Origin of the sequence: Parabacteroides sp. PM6-13 (genome assembly GCF_029892605.1) — a bacterium.
Taxonomy (GTDB): Bacteria; Bacteroidota; Bacteroidia; order Bacteroidales; family Tannerellaceae; genus QVMG01.
This window is the reverse complement of record NZ_JARXWF010000001.1, coordinates 448,938-466,042: the sequence shown is the minus strand read 5'-3', so window position 1 is coordinate 466,042 and position 17,105 is coordinate 448,938. Positions and strand designations below refer to the sequence as shown.

Annotated in this window: 17 protein-coding genes; 8 read left to right on the top strand and 9 right to left on the bottom strand. The window is 48.2% G+C overall.

Annotation, left to right across the window (positions count from 1 at the left end):
• Positions 1-22 precede the first annotated feature (22 nt).
• The 5 genes from M2134_RS01820 to M2134_RS01800 all read right to left on the bottom strand — a co-directional run bounded on the left by M2134_RS01820 (position 23) and on the right by M2134_RS01800 (position 6,362).
• Entirely contained in the window at positions 23-1,459 is a 1,437-nt protein-coding gene (locus tag M2134_RS01820; RefSeq protein ID WP_280749693.1) for a Gfo/Idh/MocA family oxidoreductase, read from the bottom strand.
• A gap of 836 nt (positions 1,460-2,295) precedes the next feature.
• Positions 2,296-3,762: an NADPH-dependent glutamate synthase gene (gene gltA, locus M2134_RS01815; protein ID WP_280749692.1), complete on the bottom strand. Its 1,467-nt coding sequence runs from the start codon at positions 3,760-3,762 to the stop codon at positions 2,296-2,298.
• Positions 3,763-3,788: 26 nt separating this feature from the next.
• Positions 3,789-4,586 carry a sulfide/dihydroorotate dehydrogenase-like FAD/NAD-binding protein gene (locus M2134_RS01810; RefSeq protein ID WP_280749691.1) on the bottom strand — a complete coding sequence of 266 codons (798 nt, stop codon included), beginning with the start codon at positions 4,584-4,586 and terminating at the stop codon, positions 3,789-3,791.
• Positions 4,587-4,678: 92 nt separating this feature from the next.
• Positions 4,679-5,062 carry a co-chaperone GroES family protein gene (locus M2134_RS01805; RefSeq protein ID WP_280749690.1) on the bottom strand — a complete coding sequence of 128 codons (384 nt, stop codon included), beginning with the start codon at positions 5,060-5,062 and terminating at the stop codon, positions 4,679-4,681.
• A 79-nt stretch (positions 5,063-5,141) separates the two neighbouring features.
• On the bottom strand, positions 5,142-6,362 hold the full coding sequence (locus M2134_RS01800) for a hypothetical protein (RefSeq protein ID WP_280749689.1): 1,221 nt from the start codon (positions 6,360-6,362) through the stop codon (positions 5,142-5,144).
• Positions 6,363-6,511: 149 nt separating this feature from the next.
• Between M2134_RS01800 and M2134_RS01795 the strand changes: the two genes are divergently transcribed.
• The 8 genes from M2134_RS01795 (at position 6,512) to M2134_RS01760 (ending at position 13,983) form a co-directional block, all read left to right on the top strand.
• Positions 6,512-7,873: a TrpB-like pyridoxal phosphate-dependent enzyme gene (locus tag M2134_RS01795; RefSeq protein WP_280749688.1), complete on the top strand. Its 1,362-nt coding sequence runs from the start codon at positions 6,512-6,514 to the stop codon at positions 7,871-7,873.
• Between the two features lie 171 nt (positions 7,874-8,044).
• Positions 8,045-8,587 (top strand): DUF5063 domain-containing protein, encoded by a 543-nt coding sequence (locus tag M2134_RS01790; protein WP_280749687.1) that lies wholly within the window; start codon positions 8,045-8,047, stop codon positions 8,585-8,587.
• On the top strand, positions 8,584-9,168 hold the full coding sequence (locus M2134_RS01785) for a 3'-5' exonuclease (RefSeq protein ID WP_280749686.1): 585 nt from the start codon (positions 8,584-8,586) through the stop codon (positions 9,166-9,168). Before M2134_RS01790 ends, M2134_RS01785 begins: the two co-directional genes overlap by 4 nt.
• The gene (locus M2134_RS01780; RefSeq protein ID WP_280749685.1) at positions 9,165-10,349 is read left to right on the top strand and encodes a class I SAM-dependent rRNA methyltransferase; all 1,185 of its coding nucleotides are present in this window, start codon (positions 9,165-9,167) and stop codon (positions 10,347-10,349) included. Before M2134_RS01785 ends, M2134_RS01780 begins: the two co-directional genes overlap by 4 nt.
• Positions 10,350-10,547: 198 nt before the next feature.
• Complete coding sequence (locus tag M2134_RS01775) at positions 10,548-11,159, top strand: DUF4254 domain-containing protein (protein ID WP_280749731.1); 612 nt, start codon at positions 10,548-10,550, stop codon at positions 11,157-11,159.
• Positions 11,152-12,180, top strand: coding sequence for a glycosyltransferase family 9 protein (locus M2134_RS01770; protein WP_280749684.1), 1,029 nt, complete (start codon positions 11,152-11,154; stop codon positions 12,178-12,180). The genes M2134_RS01775 and M2134_RS01770 overlap by 8 nt, the downstream gene beginning before the upstream one ends.
• A 14-nt stretch (positions 12,181-12,194) precedes the next feature.
• On the top strand, positions 12,195-13,256 hold the full coding sequence (locus tag M2134_RS01765; protein WP_280749683.1) for a galactofuranosyltransferase: 1,062 nt from the start codon (positions 12,195-12,197) through the stop codon (positions 13,254-13,256).
• On the top strand, positions 13,234-13,983 hold the full coding sequence (locus M2134_RS01760; protein ID WP_280749682.1) for a lipopolysaccharide kinase InaA family protein: 750 nt from the start codon (positions 13,234-13,236) through the stop codon (positions 13,981-13,983). The genes M2134_RS01765 and M2134_RS01760 overlap by 23 nt, the downstream gene beginning before the upstream one ends.
• A 30-nt stretch (positions 13,984-14,013) precedes the next feature.
• On the opposite strand, the gene M2134_RS01755 is transcribed toward M2134_RS01760, so the two are convergent.
• From M2134_RS01755 to M2134_RS01740, 4 genes are all read right to left on the bottom strand, one after another.
• Positions 14,014-14,835, bottom strand: coding sequence for a DUF5672 family protein (locus M2134_RS01755; RefSeq protein WP_280749681.1), 822 nt, complete (start codon positions 14,833-14,835; stop codon positions 14,014-14,016).
• The gene (locus tag M2134_RS01750; protein ID WP_280749680.1) at positions 14,784-15,431 is read right to left on the bottom strand and encodes a ribonuclease H family protein; all 648 of its coding nucleotides are present in this window, start codon (positions 15,429-15,431) and stop codon (positions 14,784-14,786) included. The genes M2134_RS01755 and M2134_RS01750 overlap by 52 nt, the downstream gene beginning before the upstream one ends.
• A gap of 63 nt (positions 15,432-15,494) precedes the next feature.
• The gene (locus tag M2134_RS01745) at positions 15,495-16,130 is read right to left on the bottom strand and encodes a DUF3256 family protein (protein ID WP_280749679.1); all 636 of its coding nucleotides are present in this window, start codon (positions 16,128-16,130) and stop codon (positions 15,495-15,497) included.
• 42 nt (positions 16,131-16,172) lie between these two features.
• Positions 16,173-17,069: a DMT family transporter gene (locus tag M2134_RS01740; protein ID WP_280749678.1), complete on the bottom strand. Its 897-nt coding sequence runs from the start codon at positions 17,067-17,069 to the stop codon at positions 16,173-16,175.
• Positions 17,070-17,105: the final 36 nt, after the last annotated feature.

Sequence of the window (17,105 nt, the reverse complement as noted above, 5' to 3'; positions counted from 1 at the left end):
ATCACTAATCACTAACCACTGATCACTTATAATATTCCTCCCACCCCTGTCGTGGTACCGCTGCGTAGAGCAGTTGGTTAGCGATCGGATCGTTGGTGATCTGTTTCTTTTCGCGGTCGAAAATCAATTTCTTGCCTGTCCACTGGGCTAATACGCCGAGGCAGAACACCTGGCTCAACGGTCCTGCAATGGAGAACGGTGAACGCGGTTTCTCTTTACCCATACAGCTCAACAGGAAGTTGGCAAAGTGGTTCGACGGGCTTTTGGGTACTTCCGGCAGACGCGACGCCATCTCTTTCGCTTTCTCTTCAGGAATGATCGAAAGGGTGCTACCATGTGAACCTCCCTTGAAAGTCAACTCTTTTGAGTAGATCTCTTTTCCCGGATTCAGTTTAGCCGGTTGTATTTTCCCACCTGCTACGGGCGGAATGTTCGGGTCGATCTCCGATACCCCGTATCCATCGGGTACAGCCGGGATATTATCCAATCCGTCATACCAGGTGATATCTACGGCAGGCATACCCGGACGTTCCGGGAATTTGAACAATAATGTAGAAGACATCGGATAGAAGAACGGATTGTGATCCTTCAGGTAGATCGGATCGATCTCTGTCGGCAATCCCAGATCCAGGAATTCATGGATCGTATCCAGAATATGCGCTCCCCAGTCGCCCAAGGCACCCATGCCGAAGTCGTACCAGCAACGCCATTGTCCGTTATGATAGGCATTCGCGTTGAAATCATGATATTGTGTCACGCCCAACCAAGTGTCCCAGTCTAAGGTAGAAGGGATGGCTTCAGCTGTGGGGTAAGCGGTCATTTTCGGATCGAACCCGTGCCAACGACGGGCGTTGTTCATATGAGCCGTTACGGCGGTCACATCCTTGATGATACCTGCTTCTTTCCAGGCTTTGAACTGGAAATAGTTGGCTTCGGAATGTCCCTGGTTACCCATTTGAGTCACCACGCCATATTTCTTTTCGGCAGCCATCATCAGTTCACATTCATAGAAGGTACGCGCCATGGGTTTCTCCACATAAACATGCTTGCCGCGCCGCATCGCCTCCATGGTGATGGGGAAATGCGAATGGTCGGGTGTGCCAATCGACACGGCATCGATCTGATTGCCCATCTTGTCGAACATCTTGCGGTAGTCCTGGAAACGCGGAGCATTCGGAAACATCTCCGCGATCTGCTTTGTCTGACGGGCACCCATATCGACGTCACACAGGGCAACGATATTACATAAACCGGTCTTATACAAATCTTTGGCGATCTCACCGCCTCGGTTACCGATGCCGATCAATGCCAGGTTGACTTTCTCGTTGGCACTGACGCGTGCAGCCCCGGCTACCGGAGAGGCTTTAGCCGAAGTCCATACGGTTGGAATAGCCGTAGCCGCCGACAGGGCAATTGCCTGTTTTAGGAAATGACGGCGGGAATTTTCGTTTGAATTCATGGTATTACTATTTTATTTGTTAATGATGTTTGCGCAAACACTAAGTGGTTACAAAGAAACAAAGATAAGATGATAATCCATACTCCAACAATAATGAAAGCGAAAAATAACAATCCTTTACAGCCTTTTTGTCATTTTTCGCTTTTATACTGGCCTATTCTCTTGATCGCTTCATCCGGCAAATGCCTAATTAACTTCAGGTAGTGTCATGATGAAGGTGAGTAGGATCAGGCATTTATTCTCCTACCCCTCCATTCTTGCAAAATCCGAATAATCCAGCAAGCCCGGAAGGGCTTCAAAACCTTCCCCTTTTCCAAAATCCGAATAATTCAGCAAGCCCGGAAGGGCTTCGACGTGGATAACCCCGATGCAAGCCGTCAGGCGCGGCTCGGGGTAGACGTAATATATGTGTATAATGAGCTCCGTAGGAGGTCTACTGTAGAGCTCCTACGGAGCTCGTTTTTTATTATACTCTCGTCCCCCGAGCTGCGCCTTCGGCTGGCATCGGGGTTATCCACGTCGAAGCCCTTTCGGGCTTCAAAACCTTCACATTTTCCAAAATCTGAAGATTGACAAATTGTCAAAATCGCCGGAGAAATTTTCCGAAAACGGCGGGGTATTTTGATTTACCCGCAGGGGTAACACTTTTTAACGTATCATATTGTAATACAAAACACACTTTTTGCTTACACTTTGCTTTTTTGGCAGATAGCTAAGATCTACCCTGACTACTTGACTACTCTAACTACTCTGACTACTCTGACTACCTGACTTATAAACAAAAGCGCATCGGCAGGTTTGCCGATGCGCTTTGTTTATAAGTATCTAATTGCTTTTTATGGCTGTTGCAATCGGGCATGCATAGCGGCAGCCGCTTTGCGTCCGTCGCCCATGGCCAAGATAACAGTGGCTCCTCCGCGTACGATATCTCCTCCGGCATACACATCGGGCAGAGCCGATTGCATGGTTTCCTGATCGACGATGATCGTGCCCCATTTGCTTACCTCCAGTCCGCTGAATGCGCTTGGAATAAGCGGGTTGGGAGATACGCCTACGCTGACGATCACCTCATCCACATCGATGGTTTCGATCGCTCCTTCGATAGGCACGGGTCGACGACGTCCGGAGGCATCCGGCTCGCCCAGTTCCATCTTTTGCAGGCGCATTTGTGTGACCCGTCCTGATTCGTTTCCGATATATTCGATCGGGTTATGCAGGGTCATGAATTCGATCCCCTCTTCTTTGGCATGTTTCACCTCTTCCAGGCGCGCGGGCATCTCTTCTTCGCTACGACGATAGATGATCATCGAGCGCTCGGCTCCCAAACGGCGGGCGGTGCGCACCGAGTCCATAGCGGTGTTTCCACCACCGATCACCGCCACATGTTTGCCCATCAATACCGGGGTATCGCTTTCGGGGTTGGCAGCATCCATCAGGTTCACGCGGGTGAGGTATTCGTTCGAAGACATCACGCCCACCAGGTTCTCACCCGGGATATTCATAAAGTTAGGCAAGCCCGCTCCGCTGGCCACGAAGATGCCTTTGAATCCCTCTTCGTGCAGATCTTCGTAGCTGATTGTTTTGCCTACAATACAGTTATTGATAAATTTCACTCCCATCTGGCGTAGTCCGTTGATCTCCACATCCACAATGCTGTTGGGTAGACGGAATTCGGGAATACCATATTTCAATACGCCGCCAATCTCGTGCAAGGCTTCGAATACGGTCACGTCGTATCCCAATTTTACCATATCACCGGCAAACGACAGTCCGGCAGGGCCTGAGCCGACAACGGCGATTTTGATTCCGTTAGCCGGAGCAATTTCCGGAACGGATATCTGTCCGCTTTCGCGTTCATAATCAGCGGCAAAGCGTTCCAGGTAACCGATGGCTACCGCCTCTTTGTTCATTTTCAGGTGGATGCATTGTGCTTCGCACTGTTTTTCCTGCGGACACACACGGCCGCAGACAGCCGGAAGCGCACTGGTTTCTTTCAGTGTTTTGGCAGCCGACAGAAAATCCCCTTTCTCCATATATTTAATAAAGGTAGGGATATTGATGTTGACGGGGCAACCCTGCATACAGGTCGGGTTGGCACAGTCGAGGCAACGCCCGGCCTCCTGCATCGCCTGTTCGGCGGTAAGCCCCAGGTTTACCTCTTCGTTACGCACCCGGCTGCGGTATGCCGGATCGAGTTCGTTCATGTGTACGCGGGGAATATCCGCGCGTTCTTTATTTTTCTTGCTCTTACGCAGTTCTTCTCTCCAAGGTTCGTTGCGGCGAGCGGTAATTATATTGTCCATTAATTTCAAGTATCAATTATCGATTATCATTTTTTCTCCTGCTCTCTATACGCTCCCAAACGCATAATCATCTCATCAAAATCTACCTGATGAGCGTCGAATTCAGGGCCGTCCACGCAAACGAATTTCGTTTTGCCTCCAACGGTTACGCGGCAGGCGCCACACATACCGGTTCCGTCTACCATGATGGTGTTCAGGGAAGAGACGGTGGGGATCTCATATTTCTTGGTGAGTGCAGCAACAAACTTCATCATAATGGCCGGGCCGATCGTTACGCAAAGGTCTACCTTTTCGCGTTTGATCACGCTTTCTACTCCGTCGGTCACCAGTCCCTTGGTACCATATGAACCGTCGTCGGTCATGATAATCACTTCGTCCGAGTTAGCTTTCATCTGTTCTTCCAGGATGATCAGGTCTTTGGTACGGGCAGCCAATACGACAATCACCCGGTTGCCAGCTTTATGGAAAGCCTCTACGATGGGCAATAGGGGCGCTACACCGACTCCACCGCCGGCACAAACCACTGTTCCTACCTTTTCAACGTGGGTAGCCTGTCCGAGCGGACCAACCAGGTCTGTTATCTCATCGCCTACATTCAAGGCACAAATCTTTTGAGAGGATTTGCCTACCTGTTGGATCACCAGGGTGATCGTACCCTTTTCCTTGTCGGCACCGGCAATGGTCAACGGGATGCGTTCACCTTTTTCTCCTACTTTTACGATTACAAAATGGCCGGCTTTGCGAGAGCGAGCAATCATGGGCGCTTCTACTTCGAGTTTGACCACGTTAGCAGAGAATTGCTCTTTACTTACGATTTTGTTCATTAAATATACTGATTGATAGTTTGTTTTGCTTTTCGGTTGCAAAAATATATTAAAAAACTTGATTCTGAAATGTTTTGATCGCAAAACGGCGTTTATTTGAACAACTCTTCATCCCGGATAAGCATCAAAATAGCGGAATGCGGAACGATCAGATACTTCTCCTCGTTGAAAATTATCTCATAAGCGGCATTCTGCAGATAGACAGCCAGATCACCTTCGTGCGCCTGCAGTGGCAGATAATGCACCTCCTCTTCTTTCTTTTTCCAGACCTCGTGCTCTTCTACCTGTGAGGGTAGGGGATATCCCGGACCTGTCTTGATGATGTAACCTGCCTGAATACGTTCTCCCTCCTGCACCGATGGTGGCAGATAAAGCCCCGACTTGGTGTGCGTTTGTGGGTTTTTAGGCTTAATCAGTACCTTATCTCCAATCATAAGGAACTTGTCAATGTCTTTTTGATCGATTGATAATTGCATTGTTTTGCGTTTTTTATTGTTTTGTGTTTTTATAGTAAAGACCTTAAGGACTTTGAAGTCTTTAAGGTCATTAAGGTCTTCAAAATGAATAAACCAAAAGCCCCAAGAGGCGGTGGTTCGTTACCGAATGGGTATCGCGCACCTTTCCGCTTTTCGCCTCTACGGTTCCGTAATAGGCAGTGGCCAGGCAATATTCCGCGCCTATTCTCCAAGGTCCTGCGTTGTAGGAGATGCTTGGATTGACCATAAACAACTGATCGATATCCAATCCTTTGCCATAGAGGGGCGAAGCGTCAACCAACGACTCGGTGGTTCCCAGATTCTTGGCATATCCGCCAAAGAGACCTGCTTTCCATTTGGTACCATAGGTGAAGTTCACCCAAGAGGTGGAGTGGCGGAAGGGGGTGTACTCCTGCTCTCCGGTCTTGGCGTCAATGGCATGCACGCCGTAGCCTCCCAACATAACGGAGTGGTCAGTCATAGAGCCTACCATCGTTTTTGCGGCAAACGCGACAGGGCCATTCGTATACTTCAGGTGAGCCACTGCCGTGAGGCCTGTAACACGTTCGCTTACCTTATAGATAGACTCCCCATAGGTCGAAGCGGTGCGAGGCGTCAGCGAGATCAGGTGTCCGCCAATCCCGGCCAACCAGTTCCTGGAGGCATAGTCGGCGCCCAGATAAAGCTCCGGCAGACAGCTTTTTTTGATATAATCCTGACTGCTTCCCGCAGGGCCGGCAGAAGTATATTGCAACTGCCAGATGGTGGCAGCCGTCAGTTTTACCTTGTTCATCTTCTGTTGGAAACGAAGCATCGGGCTGCGGTTGAACGGATTAAACGGTGCCCCCGACGATAGATTCAATACATCCGGCATAAGCCCCGAGAGCGGATGCCATGTCTGTCCAACCAATAGCTGGCTCTTTTCCCAATCGAGCGCCACATAGGCCTGACGAATGCGCAGCATGGTCACGCTGGAGGAAAAGCCTCCGAAATCGGTTTCGATTTTAGCCGACGACTTCGCCTTGCCCAACATAGGCCCTGTCATATCGAGCCCTAAGCGGGTCGTGAAGCTGTAGAAGCTACCATTGGGTGTTGCATTCAGATCTTCTCCGTTGGCATCCTCCGCGATATCGAGCGGATATACATAAAAACAGCCATCCACAGGCGCCAGATTCGCCCGACTGTTATAGAAGACATCGCCCCGGACGAATCCGTAAAAACGATAGCTAAAACCCTCTTTTTGTGCCCAGCAAGGAGCCACAATCAACAGGCATAACAAAGAGACAAAAAAACGTTTCATAATAGGGTCATTTATTGTTTTATAAATCAGCGCGTGAAGGTACATATTTTTATGCACTGTATGGCGATTTGAAATATTATTTGTTCCTTTGCTGTCAACTTGTAAGACATTCGGGTGAAATTCGATAAAATAATAAGATATTACGCATTATGAATAGAAAAAAGTTTTTGTTAGAAGAGAAGGATATACCAACTGCCTGGTATAATATTATTCCCGATATGGAGAATAAGCCTCTCCTTCCACTGAGTCCTCAAACCAAACAACCTTTAAAGCCGGAAGATCTCTATCCTATTTTTGCAGAGGAGCTCTCCAAACAGGAATTGAACTATACCGATAGCTGGATTGAGATACCTGAAGAGGTGCGTGATCTATATAAGAATTATCGCCCTACGCCACTGGTGCGTGCCTACGCGTTGGAGAAGGCGCTCGATACACCCGCGCATATCTATTTTAAGAATGAGAGCGTAAGCCCGATCGGGTCGCATAAATTGAACTCTGCCATCGCCCAAGCTTATTACTGTAAAAAGCAGGGAGTCACCAATATCACCACTGAAACAGGTGCCGGACAATGGGGGGCAGCACTCTCTTATGCCGCTAAGGCCTTTGGGCTCGAGCTGGCTGTTTATATGGTGAAGATCAGTTATCACCAAAAGCCCTATCGTCGTTCCATTATGCAGACGTTCGGCGCACAGGTGATTGCTTCGCCCAGTATGAGTACCAAGGCAGGACGTAAGATTATTACCGAGAATCCCAATTATCAGGGAAGCTTGGGAACCGCCATTTCAGAAGCGGTCGAACTGGCTCTGCAGACCCCGAATTGTAAATATACCTTGGGCAGTGTGTTGAATCACGTAATGCTGCATCAGACGGTGATCGGCCTGGAAGCCGAGAAGCAGATGGAGATGGCCGGGGAATACCCCGATGTGGTGATCGGTTGCTTTGGCGGCGGATCGAACTTCTCCGGTATCGCGTTTCCTTTCCTGCGTCATAAGCTGACCGAAGGAAAAGACATCCGTATCGTGGCAGCCGAACCGGCCTCTTGCCCGAAGCTGACGCGCGGTGTGTTCCAATATGACTTTGGTGATGAAGCAGGCTATACCCCGCTCCTGCCGATGTTTACACTGGGACATAACTTCTCGCCTGCCAATATTCATGCCGGAGGACTACGCTACCACGGCGCCGGATCTATCGTGAGCCAAATCATGAAAGACGGACTGATGGAAGCGGTCGATATCAAACAGCTTGATACGTTTGAAGCGGCCAAACTGTTTGCTGCCACAGAAGGTATTATTCCCGCGCCGGAGTCCTCGCACGCGATTGCCGCGACAATCAAGGAGGCGTTGCAAGCCAAAGAAGAGGGCAAGCCACGGACCATCCTTTTCAACCTGTCCGGACATGGCTTGATCGATATGGCGGCCTACGACCAGTTTATCGCCGGCGACCTTACCAATTACGAACTGACCGATGAGGAGTTAAATAAAAGCATCTCCCGCTTGGAGCCGATTATTTAATCGCCCTCTCTCAACCGGATACGATCTGAAAATCCCTCCCAAGATTCTTTGGGAGGGATTTTTTTATGCCTCTCCCTTTTATTGTTTCTTTACTTAGAAGCTGCTTTCTTTCTAAAAAGTTTAGTACTTTTGCGATCGAAACTCGAGAGAATCAGCTAAAGTTAATGTGCAGTGAAGGAAAATAACCCTATTTACGACCGAAATACATTAGAATTTGTGACTGTTGCCCTGGAATACTGCACTTTTGTGGAGACAGCCGGGGAGATGGATCGTTTGGCGTTTGTAGACAAAACGGTTAAGCTATTGCCATTGCTCTACCTCAAAGCCTCTCTGTTGCCGGAGACGACATCGAACGAAGAGATCGATCTGGAACTGACTGTGACGGAAGATATGTATGACTCGGTACGTAGCCGGATAGCCGGTCTGTTGGGCGACAAAGACAGCTACCTGGAGACATTCCATCCGGATATGCAATATAGCGACACGCCCATCGTAGCTTTTATCTCTGAGAACCTCGCTGATGTCTATCAGGATGTGGGAAACTTTGTTTCTCTCTTTCGGCAAGGCATCGAAGAGGTGATGCAGGAGGCTATTGCCTGTTGCAGCGAGAATTTCCGCTCGTATTGGGGACAGCAGACACTGAACGCGCTCAAAGCATTGCACGCTGTACGTTACGACGCGGATGAAAACTTGGAATCGATTGAAGAAGTATGATAGAACCGTATGCACATACCATATCGAAAGATGAAATAGCCGCCCTGGAGATTGAGGAATTTACCGGACGCATTATCTTGATCACCAATGAGAAAGATTGTGATAAGGCCGTGGATTACCTGCAACATTTCGATATGGTCGGGTTCGATACGGAGACGCGTCCCAGCTTTCGCAAGGGACAGCGTTATATGATTTCCCTGATGCAGATATCGACTGAAGATGCCTGCTTCCTGTTTCGTCTGAATACGATCGGTATTCCTAAATCATTAGAGAATTTCCTGAAAAGCGAAGATATCCTGAAGATTGGCTTGTCGCTGCGCGATGACTTCGGAGCGATCCGTAAGCGTACGGCAGTAACCCCGATGCGTTTTCTGGATCTGCAAAACTATGTAGGCCAGTTCGGTATCGAAGAGGCCAGCCTGCAAAAAATATATGCCATCTTATTCGGTAAAAAGATTTCCAAAGGTCAACGGTTGACCAACTGGGACGCGGAGATCCTGACCGAACCACAACAGAAATACGCAGCCCTCGATGCCTGGGCCTGTCTGAAGATCTACAAAAAACTAAATTCCGTACGATGAGTTATAAGAAAGTCTACCTTAAACCCAAAAAGGAGGAGTCGTTATTGCGTTTTCATCCCTGGGTATTTTCCGGAGCTATTCAATCGATCGAAGGCAACCCGGAGGAGGGAGAACTGGTAGAGGTGTATGGTGCCCATAAGCAGTTTCTGGCTGTCGGACACTATCAGATCGGCAGCATCGCGGTACGTATACTCTCTTTTGAGCCGGCCGTGATCGACGACGCGTTCTGGCAACACCGTATTGAGGTGGCTTATACCCTGCGACAGGCGTTGGGCTTGTCGGGTGCGGAAAACAACAATACCTTTCGCCTAATCCACGGCGAGGGCGATAATCTGCCGGGACTTATTGTCGATGTCTATGCTTCAACAGCCGTTGTGCAGGCTCATTCTGTGGGCATGCATTACGCACGCGAGCAGGTGGCAAAGGCCATTCAGGCAGTGATGGGCGATCAGATCCGGAATATTTATTATAAGTCGGAGGCGACCCTGCCTTACAAAGCTAACCTGGGGTCTGAAGACGGCTACTTGATTGGCGGGCACGCCGACGAAACAGCGATGGAGAACGGCCTTTCTTTCCATGTCGACTGGCTGAAAGGACAAAAGACCGGATTCTTTATCGACCAGCGCGAGAACCGTTCGTTGTTGGAGCAATATTCGAAGGGACGTGACGTGTTGAATATGTTCTGCTACACGGGAGGATTTTCTTTCTATGCCATGCGTGGAGAGGCCAACCGGGTACACTCCGTCGACAGTTCGGCCAAGGCGATTGCCATGACCAATAAGAACGTGGAACTGAACTTCCCGGGCGATCCGCGCCATCAGGCTTTTGCGGAAGATGCCTTCAAATTCCTGGATAAGATAGACAATCAATACGATCTGATTATACTCGACCCCCCGGCATTCGCCAAGCATAAGAACGTATTGCGCAATGCCCTGCAGGGCTACCGCAAGCTCAACGCCATTGCTTTCGAGAAGATCAAACCGGGCGGTATCCTGTTTACTTTCTCCTGCTCACAAGTGGTGACGAAAGAAAATTTCCGCCTCGCCGTATTCAGCGCCGCCGCCCAATCGGGTCGCAACGTGCGCATCCTCCATCAACTCACCCAACCCGCCGACCATCCGGTGAACATCTACCATCCCGAAGGCGAGTACCTCAAGGGCTTGGTGTTGTATGTAGAGTAAGAGATTAACACCCCTGTTTTTTTATTCTCACCCGCATGAGAATTTTTTCTCACGCGGGTGAGAATTTTTTCTCAGCTTCAAAAAAGCCGTGAGAATAAATTCTCAAGATGTAAAAAAAGGTGAGACATTTTTCCGAAAAGGGTGTGATCCGGTTTCTTATCATTATATTTGCATACATCTTAAAAAAATAAAGCTATGATGAAATGGAGTGAAAAGTGCCTTCGTCTGTTCGAGCAAGCTACAGACACGTATCACTTGACAGACAATGTAGATACAATAGTAACCAATCCTTATCCGGAGCAATCCCTTGAGTTTTTTCTTTATCAGAAGCATTGGATCGATGCCGTGCAATGGCATCTGGAAGATATTATCCGCAATCCCTCCATTCATCCGGATGAAGCCTTAAAGATCAAACGCAGAATAGATAAATCCAATCAGGATCGTACGGATCTGGTGGAATGGATCGATAGTTTCCTGATGGAAACCTATAAGGAGGTAACCCCTCTGCCCGGTGCTACCCTGAATACGGAAACACCAGCCTGGGCTGTCGACCGCCTCTCTATCCTCGTATTGAAAATATATCATATGCAACAGGAGGCGATTCGGCCGGATGCTTCGGAAGAGCATAAGGCGCTTTGCCAACGGAAACTGAACGTCTTGTTGGAACAACGGGAAGATCTATCGACTGCGCTCGATCAGCTGATCGACGATATTGAAAACGGGCGAAAACAGATGAAGATGTACAAACAGATGAAAATGTATAACGACCCATCTCTGAATCCGGTATTATACGGAAAAAAGAATGGCTAAGATACTGATCATACGGCTCTCTTCTATTGGGGATGTGGCCATGACCATTCCTGTAGTCTATTCGGTGGCTAAGGCCTATCCGGATGACACCTTTACGATTCTGACGCAAACATTTCTCCTACCCGTCTTCATCAATAAGCCGGCCAATGTGCAGGTACTGGGCATCAACACCAAAGCATCGGAAAAGAGCATCCCGGGACTGATTCGCTTCACCTCGGCATTGGTTAAATATAACTACGACAAGGTGATCGACCTGCACAATGTGTTCCGCTCGCAGGTGATACGCGCCTTTTTTAGAGTACGAGGGGTGCCGGTGGTTGTTTACAACCGCAATAGCAGAAGCCGCCGAAAACTGACGCGTCACAAATACAAGGAAATGGTTCCCCTGCGACCGGTCCTGGAAGACTATGCGGAAGCGTTTCAAAAAGCAGGCTTTTCCTTCCGTGATACATTTACTTCCTTATACGAAGGAAAAGAGATCGATCATAACCGGATAAGGGATTTTGCTGGAGAGAAGAAAGGCTATTGGATCGGCATTGCCCCTTTTGCCAAGCACCGGGGGAAGATCTATCCGATTGAATCGATGGAGAAGGTGGTGCAGTCCTTGTCTGAACGAGAAGATATCACTCTTTTTCTGTTTGGAGGAAGGGGCTATGAAGAGGCCGTTTTGGGCGAATGGGCCTATCAATACCCACGGGTGAAAAGTGTGGTAGGGAAATATTCGCTGGATAGCGAGTTGGCCTTGATCAGCCAGTTAGACCTGTTGCTCTGTATGGATTCGGCCAATATGCACTTCGCCTCGTTGGTGGGAACGAAGGTCGTCTCTATCTGGGGAGCAACGCATCCCTATGCCGGATTCTATGGCTACAGGCAGAATCCCGATTATGCGATTCAGGTCGACCTGCCTTGTCGTCCCTGTTCCGTTTACGGACAGAAGAATTGCCACCGCGGAGACTGGGCCTGCATGACGCAGCTATTGCCGGAAATGATCGTTGAAAAGGTATATAAAGCATTGAAGTAAGATAAAGATAAAAGATGAGAAGGTGTTACCTGTCTAAAAACTATAAAGAAATTCATAGTGCCGGGAATAAGGCGAAGACAGATATAGAGAAGATCATGCAGACGCATGGTTTCGTGAATGTCGGTTTGCCCGCATCCTATTCTTCGAACGAAGTATGGGGATTTGTCTACACGTTTTGCAGTGTGATGAAATCCTTCTTCTCGCTTCGCCGGGGGGATGTGTTGGTATTGCAATATCCGCTCAAGAAATACTATTCGCTCGTCTGTCGTTTTGCCCAATGGAGGGGGGCGAAAACCGTTACCCTGATTCATGACCTGGGATGCTTCCGACGAAAAAAACTGACCATCGAGCAAGAGAAACGGCGGCTTTCCCGCACAAACGGGATTATTGCCCTGAATGAAACCGAGAAGAACTGGCTGATAACACACGGCTATACCCAACCGATCGAGGTGACGGGATTATGGGATTATCTCTCGGATGCCCAGCCGATGGAGAAGCCTTTGCCCGATCGATTTGACAAAGTAATGCATGCCGGTTCGTTAACCCCCAAGAGACATAGCTTCCTGTATGCCTACGACAAGGCCGTGGAGGAGGTTCCCGTGCAGTTTGTGCTCTACGGCAATGACTTTGAAGCGGAGATGGTGAGGCCTTCCGACCGGTATATAAAGAAAGGATTCGTTCGTCCAGACGAGTTGATCGCGACGGCGGAGGGTGACTTTTCCCTGATTTGGTACGGACATTCCTACCAAGAGGTCGACGGGGTGTACGGTGAATATATGCAGATCACGACGCCACATAAGCCTTCTCTCTATATCCGTTGCCACGTACCCATGATTGTCTGGAAAAAGCTGGCCATTTATCCGTTGATCGAAAAGGAACATATTGGCATAGGCATCGACAGCCTGGAGGAACTGGAGTCAGTAATCCGCTCCGTAACCCGGGAGGACTACCAGCTAATGAAAGAGAATATCCAACGAATAAGCCAATTGGTTGCCGAAGGGCACTTCTTCTTGACTGCTTACGCGGCTATCGAACATAAATTGTTAAGCGAAGATGAGAACAGAAATAGTCATTAATCCCAAGTATCAGTATCTTAGTCCGTTTGTCCATTCCGTGCGTGAACGCTTTGAAAAGGAAGGAGAAACGATTTATAAGGCGCGCAATGAAATCAAGGTATTTGATGTGGATGGCGAACTGATTAACGTCAAGCGTTTCCAGGTTCCTCACCTGATTAACCGGATTGCCTATACCTGTATTCGCCCCTCGAAGGCAAAGCGTTCCTATCAATATGGTTTTGTCTTACACGAGAAGGGGGTGTACACCCCGGAACCCATCGCTACGATCACCATCTATCGGCGGGGCGTCCTTTATTACAGCTATTTTATCAGCAAGCAACTGGCCAGCTACCAAGCCATGTATGATATTTTGCAAAGACCGGCCATGGAGATTCAGCCCTTTATAAAGGATCTGGCTCAATTTGCCGTCTATCTGCATGAACAGGGTATCTTCCACAAAGACTTTTCTCCGGGAAACATTCTGTATGAAAAGTCGGGCGACGGCTACCGCTTTTGCCTGGTCGATATCAACCGGATGGAGTTTGGCTCTCCGATCTCTGTTCAGAAAGGGTGTGGTAATTTCGCCCGCCTATGGGGCAAAGAGGATGTTTTTATTTTATTGGCAAAGGAATACGCCAAAGGGCGCGGAGCCGATGAAGAGACCTGCGTGCAGTGGGTATTAAAGCAACGCAAGCTCTTCTGGAAACAATTCGCATTGAAGCATGAGATACCGTTTGAATTTGAATAACCCTCTATCGGTTTACCATCCGGACGCCAATTAGAAGCCGATAATCGGTTGCCAGAATTTCTTCATTTTGCGCTTATACCAGCCATGGCAACCGAAAGGCAGTTGTCTTTTCGTTAATTTGTAGCTATACCGGGGGTATTTATCAAAAGAAAAGCGTAATGCTTCCGATACATTCGGGTAGGTGAATTCCGGTACCTGGGTCGCCCAAAACACATCTTCATTGTAAAGATGCATCCGATGCGATAAGAAATCCTCCATAACGTCACGATAGCGAACGGTGGCATCGTAATGGCTTTTCACCTTACGCAAAGAAAAGCCGCCATTGCCCACCTTGTTATGCAAGCTGTATTTGGAGGGCACACCTGTTCGTTTTTCTTTTTTACATTGATAATCAACCCACCAAGAGAAGGGCGGTTGTTGGTAGATCTTTTTCTTCAACCAGGGAGCACCCACATAATCATACCCTTTCTGGCACCATTGCAATAATTCGTCCCGGAACACATACGCGTCTAATTGATAGATCAACAGGTAGTCCATATCCAGAAAATGCCCGTAAAATTCGGAGGACATCATCAAGCGATTGTATCCCGCGATGCCGGCAAAATAATGATCCGGGAAAGAGATGATTTCTACCTGCGGGTATTCATCGGTGATCGCTTTCAGATCGAGGGAAGCGGGCTTGATCACAGCCAGGGAATGATTCCCTAATATGTAATAGGCCTGACTGAATGATGCCCGATCATAATCGGACAACGTAGGTTTGTAGACAGGAATAAGTATTTTGACCCGGGGAATAGAGTCTATTTCCTCCCGAAGTCTGCCGGGATCTCTCCCCATTCCGCTGTGTTCCATTTAAGTATTTGAGTTTTATACGTGTGGGTCTTAAGCCAGTTCTCGGCACGTTCAATCAATTCGAACAGTGGCACATTCTCCGGAACTCGCTCGAGTAGAGTTTTTGCTTTTTTATTTTTCACCCATTTCATAGCATTCACGCTATCGGTATAAATGGGTAAATCACTGTTTTTTTGCTGCAAAAGAGCCAAACCATGCACCAACGCCAGAAATTCACCCACATTGTTTGTCCCTTTTTTCATTGGACCGATGTGGAAAAGCTCCTGCTTTGTTGCCGTATAGACACCACGGTATTCCATATTTCCCGGATTACCGCTACAGGCGGCATCGACCGAAAGGCTGTTCCATACGATCTCCTTATTGTCCAAGTCGGGTTCCGAACCCTGGCGGATCTTCTTGACCGCACGGGGTGATGCCTTTTGGTTCAGGTAGTCGAAATAGCCGTTTTGATAAGCCTCCTCCGCCTCTTCACGGGTGGGGAATGACTTATATTTCGCTCCGGCGAATCCTTCTATCTGCAATTTCGTGGTAGTCCAGTTATCATAGATCCCTGGTGTCACTCCATTCCAAACGACATAGAACTTCGATTTTGACATTTTCCGGTACAAAAATAATGAAATTAAGTAATAATTATAGTAAGTAGAGTTGTTTGTCGAAACTTATTGCAGGTGGAACTTCTTCCAGGCATACACCTTCGGTTCTTCTTTGATGAAAGGCATGACCTTTTCTCTTTCCTCCTGACTTAGGTATAACGGAGTCGCGTAGGTCGCCGTCAGCGTCAGCGAGTCCGGATGCAACTGATAGTGAATAAGCTCTATATCTAATAGCGACAAGGCTTCGTTATAAGCAAACTGATCCGCTTCTGCGATCTCTTCCTTCAGAAACCAGGCAGCCGGCGTAGGGGTAAACAATTCGTTGGCATCCAACGGGCTCCAGTCGGGCGAGTAAAAGTCTACCCGGCTATCGGGAGCAGGTCCGTAAACCGTTGTAACCAAACAGATAATAGGGGTATTGTTTACCAAAGGGAAGAGTTTGATCTCCACCGTACTCCGCTCCGAAACCTGTAACAACATATAGTCGGAGGTCAGCGCTTTCAATACCGTAAACCCTCCCATCAGGTTTTGTACCCGCGCCTCTTTCTCTGTCTGATAGAGATTTACCAGGTCTTTCCGCCAGGCTGTTTCCAGCTGCGGGATATAGGAATCGGGCATATCCGTGAAGAGCGTTGCCATGTTCTGGGCATACACTCCCATGGAAGATAAAAAGAGTAAAAGGGAAACAATATATAATCGCATACTACTTATTATGAATTGTGATACAAAGGTAATAAATAACCTTTATCGGGTTCCTAAATAGATGAATATCATTCCTAATAAGACTAAAAAGAGATCGATGGCTTTGTTTTTGAGATTCTTCTCATGGAAGAAGAGGGCGCCGGCGATAAAGGTGACTAATACGTTGCTACGACGGATCATAGAGACGATAGAGATCATTGAATCGGGAAAACTCAACGCGTAGAAATAGATCCAGTCGGCTAACAACAGGAAGATCGAAACCAAAGGGATATGCCATGTCCAGCGGAAGGGGGTGGTTTTCTGTCGACGCGGATACCAGAGAAAAAGCATAATGAAGACCATCATCAGACATTGGTAGGCATTAAACCAGACCTGTACGGTCATCACATCCAAAGTCTTCATCAGGTGTTTATCGTACAAGCCGCTCATCGATCCGGTAATGACCGACATCACCGTGAAGAAGATCCATTTATTATGGGCAAAACGGATTCCCTCTTTCTTTCCGGCGGTGGAGAGCAGGTAGAAAGAGGCGATGGCCAACAATACCCCGACCCACTGATACATATTGAGCCGCTCCTGGAAGATCAGCATGGCGCATATCAGGGTCAAGACCGGCTGGGTCGCTTTGATCGGACCGGTAATGGTAAGCGGCAGATGCTTGATACCGAAGTAGCCGAATAGCCAGGACGAGAGCACGATCACCGCTTTCAGGAAGACCGCCAGATGTGTCTCCAGAGATACGCGCGGAAGGTAGAACATGGTTCCATCCAACCAGTTGGTCGTGTAGGAGACAACAATGAACGGAAGCAATATCAGGTTGCTAATAAGTATGTTCAGAAACAAGACCGGAATAACTGCGTTATCCGTCAGTGATGCCTTCTTGTTAACATCGTAACAACCCAACAGGAAAGCGGAAAGGAAAGCAAGGGCGAGCCACATAATTTAATTGATAATTGATAATTGATAATTGATTAA